At 63.9% G+C, this 11,079-nt stretch carries 11 protein-coding genes; 5 read left to right on the top strand and 6 right to left on the bottom strand.

Translation table 11 applies throughout. From position 1 onward, the window contains the following. The 4 genes from WFJ17_RS18105 to WFJ17_RS18090 all read right to left on the bottom strand — a co-directional run. Positions 1-770 (bottom strand): IS3 family transposase (locus WFJ17_RS18105; protein WP_336649142.1); only part of this gene is annotated, 770 nt, incomplete at its 3' end. After that, positions 767-1,072, bottom strand: coding sequence for a transposase (locus tag WFJ17_RS18100; RefSeq protein WP_336649141.1), 306 nt, complete (start codon positions 1,070-1,072; stop codon positions 767-769). The genes WFJ17_RS18100 and WFJ17_RS18105, both read right to left, overlap by 4 nt. A 102-nt stretch (positions 1,073-1,174) precedes the next feature. Beyond that, positions 1,175-1,747: a hypothetical protein gene (locus WFJ17_RS18095; RefSeq protein ID WP_336649140.1), complete on the bottom strand. Its 573-nt coding sequence runs from the start codon at positions 1,745-1,747 to the stop codon at positions 1,175-1,177. Then, positions 1,744-2,253 carry an ATP-binding protein gene (locus tag WFJ17_RS18090; RefSeq protein WP_336649139.1) on the bottom strand — a complete coding sequence of 170 codons (510 nt, stop codon included), beginning with the start codon at positions 2,251-2,253 and terminating at the stop codon, positions 1,744-1,746. The genes WFJ17_RS18095 and WFJ17_RS18090 overlap by 4 nt, the downstream gene beginning before the upstream one ends. A 46-nt stretch (positions 2,254-2,299) precedes the next feature. Here WFJ17_RS18090 and WFJ17_RS18085 point away from each other — a divergent pair, with 46 nt between their 5' ends. The 4 genes from WFJ17_RS18085 (at position 2,300) to WFJ17_RS18070 (ending at position 8,037) form a co-directional block, all read left to right on the top strand. Continuing rightward, positions 2,300-3,775, top strand: coding sequence for a tyrosine-type recombinase/integrase (locus tag WFJ17_RS18085; protein WP_336649138.1), 1,476 nt, complete (start codon positions 2,300-2,302; stop codon positions 3,773-3,775). A 773-nt stretch (positions 3,776-4,548) separates the two neighbouring features. Continuing rightward, a complete protein-coding gene (locus tag WFJ17_RS18080) occupies positions 4,549-5,583 on the top strand; it encodes a hypothetical protein (protein WP_292888523.1) in 1,035 nt (344 codons plus the stop codon). Positions 5,584-5,843: 260 nt separating this feature from the next. After that, positions 5,844-7,664, top strand: a complete 1,821-nt coding sequence (locus WFJ17_RS18075; protein ID WP_336649137.1) for a hypothetical protein — start codon at positions 5,844-5,846, stop codon at positions 7,662-7,664. Beyond that, the gene (locus WFJ17_RS18070) at positions 7,648-8,037 is read left to right on the top strand and encodes a hypothetical protein (protein WP_336649136.1); all 390 of its coding nucleotides are present in this window, start codon (positions 7,648-7,650) and stop codon (positions 8,035-8,037) included. The genes WFJ17_RS18075 and WFJ17_RS18070 overlap by 17 nt, the downstream gene beginning before the upstream one ends. Positions 8,038-8,567: 530 nt before the next feature. Here WFJ17_RS18070 and WFJ17_RS18065 read toward each other — a convergent pair. Next, complete coding sequence (locus tag WFJ17_RS18065) at positions 8,568-8,945, bottom strand: hypothetical protein (protein WP_292888519.1); 378 nt, start codon at positions 8,943-8,945, stop codon at positions 8,568-8,570. A gap of 679 nt (positions 8,946-9,624) precedes the next feature. Here WFJ17_RS18065 and WFJ17_RS18060 point away from each other — a divergent pair. After that, complete coding sequence (locus WFJ17_RS18060; RefSeq protein ID WP_292888517.1) at positions 9,625-9,936, top strand: helix-turn-helix transcriptional regulator; 312 nt, start codon at positions 9,625-9,627, stop codon at positions 9,934-9,936. A 416-nt stretch (positions 9,937-10,352) separates the two neighbouring features. Here the strand turns inward: WFJ17_RS18060 and WFJ17_RS18055 are convergent, their stop codons facing one another. After that, positions 10,353-11,075 (bottom strand): hypothetical protein, encoded by a 723-nt coding sequence (locus tag WFJ17_RS18055; protein WP_336649135.1) that lies wholly within the window; start codon positions 11,073-11,075, stop codon positions 10,353-10,355. Positions 11,076-11,079 lie beyond the last annotated feature (4 nt).

Raw genomic sequence — 11,079 nt, 5'->3', positions numbered from 1 at the left:
TGTCCGTCATGCGACACATGTTGCACCCGCAACCCAAGAACATCACGCACCTCGCCCCGCTCGGCGTGTCGCCGCAAGGGATCCAGGATGGAATAGCCGGTTAAGAGGGAGGCGCCGACTCGTCCCATCGATCCGACCATGTCGTGGCGGCGCAGCTCGCGGGCCATGGCCCGGGAGCGGAACTGACTGCCCCGGTCGGCGTGCAGGATGCAGCCGGCGACCTCGCCGCGGCGGGCGACGGCGTTGCGGACCGCGTCGACGGCGAGTTTCGCGGTCATCCGATCCGAGATCGAGTAGCCGACGATGCGGTTGGAGAACACGTCCTTGATCGCGCAGCAGTAGAGCTTGCCTTCGCTCGTCCAATGCTCCGTGATGTCCGTGAGCCAGAGCCTGTTCGGGGCATCGGCGCGGAACACCCGCTGGACGTGGTCGTCGAACACCGGCGGCCCGGCCTTCTTGCCCTTTCCGCGCCGCCGGCGCTGCGCCGACGAGAGGATCCCGGCCTGCGAGCACAGCTTCCACGCCGTCCGCCGACTCATCCGCCACCCCGCCCGACGGGCTTCGTCGGCGAGGTATCGGTATCCGAACGTCGGGTCCTCGTGGTGCGCGTCGTGCAGCGCGTTGATCCGATACGCGCGGAGCACATCCGCGTCGCGGACGGGATCGTTGCGCCACCGGTAGTAGGGCTGTCTCGCGAGCTTCAGGACCCGGCACGACACCGTCACGGGGATCCCCGCGTCGGCGAGCTCAGATACGAGCGGGTACGTCATTTTGGGGAGCCACCGAGGCGCAGATTCGCCTGCGACAGATACGCCGCCGCACGCCGCAGGACCTCGTTCTCCTGCTCGAGCAGCCGGATCCGCTTCTTCAACTCCCGAGCCTCCGCCGCATCAGCCGCGGTCTGACCGGGCCGGTTCCCGTCTTCGACGTCGGCCTGGCGGAGCCAGTTCTGCAGCGTCGCTTCGCTGATACCGAAATCGGTGGCGATCTGTTTGATAGTGACGCCGCTCTCACGGCTGCGGGCGACCGCGACAACGTCCTCGCGGAAGTCTCTGGGATATGGACCGGGCATGATGACATCCTCCCCGCCAGCGCCTCCCGGCACTAACGATCAGTTGTCACCGATTCGTTCCTCACGCCCTGCTCAGACGACCGCCGCATCGGTGCATCGAGGCTAAAGCGCGAGGTTCAACTCCGCGACATGCCAATCACCGACCTCGGAGAGCGCCGCGGGATCCCCCCGGAGCCAGAGCGCACGGGGCGCGTGCGCTCCGAGGTCCGCCAGAGCGACCGGCCATTCCGCGTCCCGGGGCAGCAGCAGCCGTGCCCCGATCCGTGCCGCGGTCCGCAACGCCCCCAGGTGGGGCTCGACGGCGAGGCGGGGCGCCCAGCGCCGGCGCGCATCGCGCAATGCCGCGGCGGCGGGCCGCTCCCCGGCGACATCGCCCTCCGGGTCGTCCCGTCCTCCGTGCGATCCGCCGAACGCGACCTCCAGTGCCTCGGTCGGTCCCATCGCTTCGACGAGCGCCCCGGCCACGCCGTCCCCCGGTTCGACGAGCAGACTCCAGATCACGCTGTCCCGAACCGCGGGATCCGCCGCATCGGGCCGGATCCTGGTCAGCTCGGCGAGGAGGCCCGGCTCATCGCGCAACGTGCGCAGCCGGCGGCGCAGCTCAGCCGGGCCGGGCGTCGCCCCGTCGTGCGGCTCATCGGCAGCGGATCGACCACCACGTGCGGCCGGACTCACGTCGTCGCCCCCTCCTTCAGGTACAGCGCCCGCCCGATGTGGGCGAGAGTGGGAGCGGCCGCACCGGCGAGGTCCGCGATCGACCACGCGAGCCGCAGCACGCGGTCGTAGCCGCGGAGCGTCAGCGCCCCGCGCTGCAGAGCCCGATCCAGCGGAGTCCGGACCTCGGCGGGGAGACGGAACTCCCCCTGTCGCAGCCAGGTGCCCGGCGCGTGCGCATTGAGCCTCCAGGGGGTGTCCCGCCAGCGCCGCGCGGCGCGGGCCCTCGCCTCCTCGACCCGCGCACGCGCCTGTGCGGTCGACAGCGCGCCGCTCGACGACGCCGCGACCGCCGCGGCCGATACCCGGGCGACGCCCACCTCGATGTCGAGCCGGTCGCGGATCGGTCCCGACAGCCGTGCGGCGTACCGCCGGATCGTGGAAGGCGGGCAGATGCACTCCTCGCCGACGACACCGAAGGAACCGCACGGGCACGGGTTCGTCGCCAGTTTTTGGACGTACTTCACGGCGTGTCCAGTGTTCGACGTCTACCAACCCCGATTCGCTTGCCCTATGGAGCTTTCGTCTTCGGTGACCTCAGGACGCTGGCGTCAGTTTCGCCACGATCCATCCCTGTTCAGTTCTCTCGCCGTCAGCTCCGAACCGAAGACCATGCAAGTACTCGATCGAGCGCTCCCTTCGATCCCGCGTGATACTCCTTACCTGGTCTCCCCGGAATTTGAGTACGACGTTGAACTGAACGCGTTCTTCCACTCGGCAGATATGTTGGGCTCCGCGATCTCAACTCGCACGGGATATGCCAGCGATCTCCTTGCCTTTTTCAACTTTCTTCATGTCAACCGCGGGGGAAAAGATTGGAGAACGGCGACGAGCGACGATCATGAGGCGTACTTCGCGTGGAGACGTGAAGACCCCGCAGGACCGCGAGTCGCGACCTCAACATGGGATCGGGAGGTGGCTGCCACCAATCGGTTCTTCAATTGGCAAGTACGCCGAGGGGTTCTTTCCGAGAATCCGATCCCCCAGCGACGACGTCGCGCTCATCGTCAGCGCCGAGTCGGTGGCGTTTCTCGCGAGACGACACCAGCCACGCACTCTCACGGATCCGGGCGGACCAGAGTGGACTGGCTGCCAGCATCCTCCTACCGGCGGTGGCGTGACATCGGGCTTCGCGGTTACCGAACAGACGGACGCCTTGACGACGGATTCAGGGGACGTTGGGCGACGCGAAACGCCACGTTCGCGGACATGATGGTCCGAACAGGACTCCGCCTCTCCGAACAGTCGAACCTCATCGAATCCGAGCTGCCAACTCTTGTCCAACTCAACGGTTTCCATCGGTTCTACCTACCTAGAGTGATCGCCAAGGGCAGTTCTGAGCGCTGGGTCTACGTGCCTTCGACCGTTCTGCGCGCGGTCCGCGAGTACGTCGAGACTGATCGGCGAGAAGTGATCGAACTCGCACGATCGGCCGGTCGGTACCGGCTTACGCCGGACAGCCTGATTCTGGAACCTGACGGGCGACATGCCCGACTGGCTGGATCATCCCAGCGAATCCCGTTTGGCTTGCTGTCGCTCGAGGAGCGACGGCGAACGTTCGTCGAAGGCCGTGACGGCATCGCGCCAGCATCGCTGTGGCTTTCAGAGGCTGGCGAACCGATGTCGGTCTCGACGTGGAAACACATCTTCCGGCAGGCGAACATCCGATGTCGGCGGAACTCACTCGCCCTGTCGGCGAGTCCGCACACGCTGCGACACTCCTTTGCAGTCATCACTTTGGAACAGCTTCAACGGGGCCATATTGCGGCGCTGCGCTCGGCGACTCCCGAGCAACGGGGCTACTATGTTCGGGTTTTCGGGGATCCTCTCGACTGGGTCCGTCGCCTGTTGGGGCACCGAAGCGTCGAGACGACGCAGAAGTACCTGCACGCTTTGGCAGACCTGGAGATGAGCACACGTCTGACACTCATTCCTGAGGAGTGGGAAGACCCTCGCGATCCAACTCTCATAGCCGCAGGCCTCTCATGAAGCCGACCGATCGTCGCGGATCGACTGGAGTTGGCCGACCTGCCCCTATGCCGTCGGGCCACTACGCCAGGATGGCGAGAACGCCAGCCACGGTCCCGTTTGTCGTGCAGTTCGTGGGAGAAGACGGCCGGCAGAAGAGCTTCGACATCGGAACCCTGCCCTTGCCGGGTTGGCATGATGCCCTCGCACAAGGTTGGGCGCGGCGTATCGGTCCAGCGGGGACTTTGAGGACACTTTCGTCGGCAATGGGCGGATGGGCCATCCTGTCTCGCTTCATGCACCAGCTGTCGTCATCGATTGACCCCCCACAAACGCCCGGCGACCTGCGGCCGCGGCATGTCAACGCGCACAGGCAAAGCCTGGAGGCAAGTTCGAATCGTCAAACGGTTGCGAAACATCTCCATGTCATGGGCGTTCTGTTGGATCTCCCACCGCTCTCAGGCCAGATTGACGAAAGCTTGCGGGCGAAGTTCCGTCCCCGGACGCGGAACACACGTGCGAGCGCACCGGGCTACTCCGACAGCGAGCTACGGTCCATCGTGGCAGCGGCACGAGGAGACGTCGCCGCGATCCGCACCCGGCTTCGCATGCCCCCACCAGTCGGAGACCGATCAGCGATTGCAGAGGTCCGACGAACCGGTAGCGTCACGGCAGATGGGGTGCCCTTTCTTGACCGGATGGCGCACCGTCGGCGGTTGGCTGAGCAGGTCTTCGTAACACGCCGCGATCTAATACCGATCCTTGCGTTGTTCGTCTACACGACAGGGTGGAACGTGGAAACCATCAAGGAACTGACCACCGCCCATCGAGTGATCGAAGGGGTCGCTGTCGAAGTGAGTTTGATCAAGCGGCGCCGGGGGCCAGGAAAGTGGCATGACTCGGCCACCTGGGAGATCGGAAAACCCGGTCAAGAGCTTCGTACGCCTGGCGGATTATACCTGTTGTTGCTCGACCTGATGGCGCCGGCGCGGGATCTGCTCGACGACAGGCCTTACTGGGCTGTCTGGCTCGGTGCAGGAAGGTTCGGACCGGACCGGGTAGGAAACCCTTTCCAGGGCGCCCTGAACACGGAGGTCAGCAATCGGGATTGGATCGCTGGCCACAATCTTCGGAGCGACGAGCACCGGCCCGAATGTGGAACGGCCGGTGACACGAGATCTGAGCGCACCGATCTGCGGTTGAGCTTCCCGCGGCTTAAGAAGAGTGTTGATGTGCGCCGGACACGTGCCGTTGGTGGGCACCTTCCGTCGGCAACGCGGTCTAACACCGTCCCCGTGCTGTTCCGCAACTATTTGGCCGGTGACCCGTCGACCATCGACTGGGCCGAAGACATCATGTCTGATGCGGTCGCGGACATGGAGAGGTCTGCATTCGACGCCCACCGGAAGGCGCTCAGCACCAGCGGTCGCACGCGTCTCGCAGTTCACCCGCGCGAGGAGGCTTCCTCTGTCCCTACGAACCGGCCGCTCACGGCGGAGGAGACGGGTTGGTCGTCATGCCAAGATCACGCTCACCACCCGTTGACCGGGCGGCGCTGCGCTCAGTCGTTCCTTGACTGCTTTCATTGTGCGAACAGCGTCGTGACTGCCGAACATCTCCCTGGCCTGCTCGCCCTACTGGATGCGCTTGAGCAACGCCGTGCGCACATGTCGATCGAGAGTTGGTGGCGTCGCTACGGCCCAGTCTGGACGGCGATTCGTCACGATGTGCTCCCTCAGTTCACCGACGGTGAAGTCCACCATGCGGAAGAGCAAAAGCGAGACGACTATTTGCTCGACCTGGTCGAGCCTCGATGGGAGCGTCCCTGATGCGCGCCGAGGCGACGACGGAGGTCGCCACCCGCGATCCATACGTTCTTCACGGACGACCTCTGGTCGAGGGCATCACGCTCTCGGACACGTCACGCTTTAGCGACGACGTGTGGTTGGTAGGACCAGCGGTCTTGCAGCGAAGCGGTCGTTCTCAGAGCCTCCACTTTGCGAACTTCCCCGCGGAGCATAGGGCAGACGCGAAGCTGCTTTGCTACGCGGGGTTGTCTGGCGAGATCCCCGAGGACGAGGATCGGCCGATGGTCGCGACAGTCCTGTCTATGCAAGTGCGTATCCGCCATCTCTTCGTCTGGATGAGCAAGTACCGGCCAGGTGCGGCGATTGCAGATCTGCGCCCCGCCGATCTGGACGCGTATCAGACCTACCTTGCAACTACCGTCCGATCAGCATGGCAACGATATGCACTTCGGACCGCCGTCGCATTTCTGTGGCGGTATCGAACGACTCTCGGAGCACGAGCGCTGAGCTTCGATCCACGCCTTACTGAGTACTGGTCAGCGGAGCCCTATCCCGGTAAGCGCACAGAGAATGCGACCTCACGTATTCCGGAGGCTGTTCATGCGCCGCTGCTCGTCTGGTCGATCCGGTTCGTTGATGACTTCGCTGATGACATCCTCAATGGAATCGACCTTTGGCGAGTGCGCAGGAGCCAGGGAACCGCCGGTGACGGACGCCCGGGCCTCACATGGGGGCAAGCACCGGCACTTATCCGTGACTACCTGTCGCGTGCTCGCTTCGCCGGCAGACCGCTGCCAGGCAAAGACGGCCGTGTGAACCTCTCCGCCATCGGGCGAGCGGTAGGGTGCGCTCCCCTCGCGCTTAAGCCTTATCAGGCCGAACTCGCCGAGTTGGCGGTCGAACTCGGCGTATCCGAGTATGCCGACCTCAACCAAACGATCTCTGGGCGACTTGATGGCGAACCCTGGATCGAAGGCTTCCGCACAAATCCAGTCGAGCGCGACTCTCTCTCGACTATGTCGCTCCTTCTCCAAACGGCGTGCTACATCGTCATCGCATTCCTCTCGGGAATGCGCGACAACGAGATCAAACACCTTCGAACCGGTGCGTCGAAGATCGTCGCGGATTCTCAGGGCACCCCCATCCGCTGGGTAGTCCACAGTTTGGCCTTCAAAGGGGAAGAAGAAGCAGCAGGCGTGCCCGCCACGTGGGTCGTCGGTGCGCCGGCGGCACGCGCAATCGCGGTTCTTGAACGGCTTGCATTGGTCTCGGGGGCATCGAGTCCATGGCTCTTCGCACCATTGCTAACGGGGCCTGGACGGGGTTCGGGCGCCCGCAATACCAATGAGGCTCTCACGGTCGGCGGCACGATCCATGCGCTCAACCGGTTCCGGGACTGGATCACCCGCTATTGCGAGGAACGCGGTCGAAGCGACGGCATACCCGACCACAACGGCCAGCCTTGGCGACTCACTACGCGACAATTTCGACGCACGCTCGCTTGGTACATTGCCCGCAGGCCGGGCGGTGCGATCGCGGGCGCCATCGCCTACCGACACCACAGCGTCCAGATGTTCGAAGGATACGCGGGCACGAGCGACTCTGGATTCAGAGCCGAAGTAGAAGCCGAGGCGGCACTTGCTCGTGGTCAGCACTTATTGGAGATGACGGAACGCAATGAGCACCTTCGCCTTGGCGGACCAGCCGCTGGCGAAGCCCACGCTCGCTTGACGGAGTTCAGTTCGAACGGCACGTTCGCCGGAACAGTGCAGACCGATCCGCGACGCTTCCTCCGGCTTCTCAAGGCGCGTGGGCCCGAGGTGTATCCCGGTCGCTACGTGACTTGCACGTTTGATGCGTCTAAGGCTCAGTGTCACAACTCAGCTTCGGCGCCCGACCTCCAGACGTGTCAGCCGATGACGTGCCGCAACGTCGCTCTCACTGCCGACAATCGCGACGCGTGGCGAGCCGAGGTGGCGCTCATCGATGCAGACCTTGCCCAACGACCAGAGCTCCCACCTGTCCTGGCCGACCGACTGCGACAGAGGCGAGCTCGGATCCTCGAGCTGGTGAACGGAGAGTCCGATGTCTCACCGGATTGAGCTGCCCACGAGGCAACAAGTCGAGGCAACGGTTCGCGAGTTGTCCGCTACGGGATCAGCGCCACTTCTCACGGCGAAGGAGCTTGCGCGGCATCTGGGTCTCACCAACGGGACGTTCTGGCGCCACTTCCCCGACATCGCGCAGTCGGTCGCGGACAATCGCCGCCGGCTATTGCGCGGTGAAACCAAACCGACGCAACCCCCAACCCAACAGAAGGTGGTCCCCGAGAGACAATTACGGCTTCAGATCGAAGAACTCAAGCTTCAAGTCTCGGTAGCTGCGGCGCAGATCCAAAGACTCACGTTGGAGAACGAGGCGCTCCGCCGCCAGTTGGAAGCCGAGAATACAATCATTCGGATTCGCGATCGGTGACCGGCATGGCCCCACGACCAACCCGCGAGTCCTCATGGTCATCGACATCGACGGAACCATCACACCGATCCTGCAGGAGCATGAGCATGCCACTCGCTCGTCGTTTGAGGACTGGCGGTCCTGGCTAAGAACCGACGATGCGGTAGTCGAGCAGCTCGACATGATCGCACGACACGCCGAAGTTCGACGTGGCATGGTTCACGACCTGGCCACAGGATCACGGGCGATGGTCGATCGAAGGCCGCTGCAGGGAATGCTCGGCAGCCAATACGTGGCCTGGCGCGGATGGCCGCGCCGCGGATGGCGAATGCGATCACTTGCGTCCTTCGCCGTAGAACCGCTCAATGCCGCAATCGTATGGGGGGACGATCGCGTCCCGGCCGACGCGCAGCGCCGCACACGCGACATCACGGGTATACCAGCGCTCGTGGTGCGACCCAAGACAAGTTCACGGGTCTGCCCCTGGACGACGCGGACCGCAACAAGCACTTTGTGGAGGGGCGGCTCGCCCTTTGAACACTCCCGTGGCATCAGTTCGGGTCGCTGCCGCGCTTGGCACTCGCGTGGACCTCGCATAGCGTCCAGACCCACATCCCGATTGTGTAGGTACGGGCGGGAGCCGCGCATTCTTCGCAGGTTCTCGTACTCTCCCATTCCGCCGCCGTGATCGCGTCGCGAAAGGCATCGTCGTAGTGGTACGGGTCATCAGAAGGCTGTGCATAGAAGCTCAACGCCCCGAACTTCGACTTCACCTGATGGATGATGTATCGCGGTGCGATCGCTGCCAAGCGTCGGTCCAACTGGGCCAGAAGTGGGTACCAGCCTGTGCCGACATCAATTGTCGGTGACCAGCCGGGTGCGATCCTCGCGATGAGGCCACGTATCTCCTCAGGCTCCTGCGTCGTCATCGAATCCTTCTCCTTCTGCGAAGCGATCAGGCGTCAAGGTCGGCGAGCGGCGCGCCGATCTGCCGTACGGAACACTCCAAGAGTCGGGAACTGGTTGCCGGGCGCATGTCTGGCCGTCGGGATAGCTGGCGACTGCGCGACAGCTCTCGGAACGATCTACCCACGCGGAGGCTGCGAGTAACGTCACGGTCCCAATTGATCATGCTTCGGCGTCGCCAATCGATTGCGACGTGACCCCGGAAGCCCGATATGGCTCGACGGCGTTCGACGAACTCGAGACCGTCAGGGAACGGTCCCGGCATTCCGGCGGTGTCAGGAAGCAGGTAGGTGAAGAGCTCCGCGAACGTCGGTCCGCGCCCAGTCCGACGTCGGACCTGTGCAACAAAGATCCCTGCCCCAAGCGCCCAGGGAGCAGCCGTATCGGCGCCGGTGAAGTCCTCGAAGACGTATACCCATTCGGCGGGAGGGGGTACGGAGATTCCTCTCCACCAGATCGGGTGAGGGTTGCGTTCCACAGGCGTCATCACAATCACGGTCGCACGCATGAGCCAGTCCCGAGCTGCGATCGACATGCATCAGGCGGGCAGCACACGTGCAGGAGACAGCGGACGGTGTCCGCGAAGGTGACGATTGTTTCGTATGGCCTCCGAAATTATGCCATATATGTAAGGCCATACGGATGTGCACGCTTCCCCACGCTGGATTGGTGCCCTTCCGAGACGACGAGACTGAGCTGCAGTGGCGGGCGTACTCGCAGCGTCTCGCTACTTCGCTGCGCTCGGCGCGCGAGCGGGCTGGGTTGAGCCAGGAGGACGTGGCCTACCGCTCAGGTCTCACGCGGTACACCTATCAGAAGTACGAGAAGGGCGAGTCTCGTCCTGGTACGCCGTCCAATCCGACGCTGCGTACGATCCTCGCTATTTCGCAGGTTCTCGGCACACCTTTGTCATCGCTCATCCCGGATGACGCCCCTGATCTTCGCACGCGTTGACCGAGGGACAATCGCGGCGTTTGGTGTCGCCTCGACTTGTTGCGGGAACGCTCACGAGCGATCGGAGCGGTGTTGTCCGGAACTTTCGACGAGATCGATTCTGACGGCCTGCCGCGCGGCAAGGACTGCCCCTCTTGCGGATTGCCTCTCGAACCGGGACACGCCGATGAAACGCTCTCAACAACGTGGTTCTGCCCCTCGCATGGCCCCCGTGGTCTTCACGCACGCAGCCGCCGGCGGCGCGACCTGCTCGGCGACGAGGTCGCCCGCAGGGATCGGCTTCTACGGGGCCGACCAGTGGGCCCGGCCGCGACCGAAGATGCGCCTAGCCCACCAAGTTCTTCCGCTCGACCCAATACTCCAAGCTCAGTCCGCTCCGCATGCGCCCGCCGCGAGAGGGATCAGGCAGGCGCGTTCTAAGGGGCCGGGGGCTCGAAGAGGTTCCCTGATGAGGGTGCGAGAAAGGTCCTTGCCGGCGTGACCACCACCGGAATGATGTGCGAGTCAGGATAATCAGCGCGCTTAGAGTCCACGTCCCACTGCTCCAGCGGGACGGGAACTAGCTGCGGGAGTAGGCCGCTATCCCAGAGTTCCTGAAGGTCACCCCCGTCGTTAAGCACGGTAAGAAGCTCAGCTTTCGCCTTTTCGATCTCGTGAAGGAGCAGTTCTTTCACGACGAGTGTGAGCTCATGAAATTGCTGGATCGCCTCCATCGAAAAGGAGACATGCGCGGTTATCGCTAAGGCCTGCGACGCACGTATCGTTCCCGCCGATTCGTCACGCTCGAGGTTCGCTACAGCGTAGGACGGTGTGAGCGTGCTCTCGGAATGGGCGACAGTGCGGTTACGTAGCCGCTTGAGTGCGTGATGTACGTCCGCGTGCGAATCGGGCACGTCAATGATCGTCTCAAGGTTCGGCCGGACGTTTGATGATGTGAAGCACCGCCCGTATGAAACCGTCGCGTCCGACACGAGCGGCCGCACAAGATTCTGCTCCCACGTCTCTTTGGACTCGATCAGGTGGAGTGCGATCGTGAACCCGTTCAGCGCCTCGGCGAGATCCGCGTTGAAGCCAGCGAGCTGCGCGAGCCGGATCGCAGCCGGAGAGCTGGGGGCGATGACCTGCTTCATCTCGGACATGAAC

The sequence above is a fragment of the Microbacterium sp. MMO-10 genome (assembly GCF_037148715.1).
In the GTDB taxonomy this organism is placed as follows: domain Bacteria; phylum Actinomycetota; class Actinomycetes; order Actinomycetales; family Microbacteriaceae; genus Microbacterium.
This window is presented reverse-complemented; position numbering and strand designations above follow the sequence as displayed.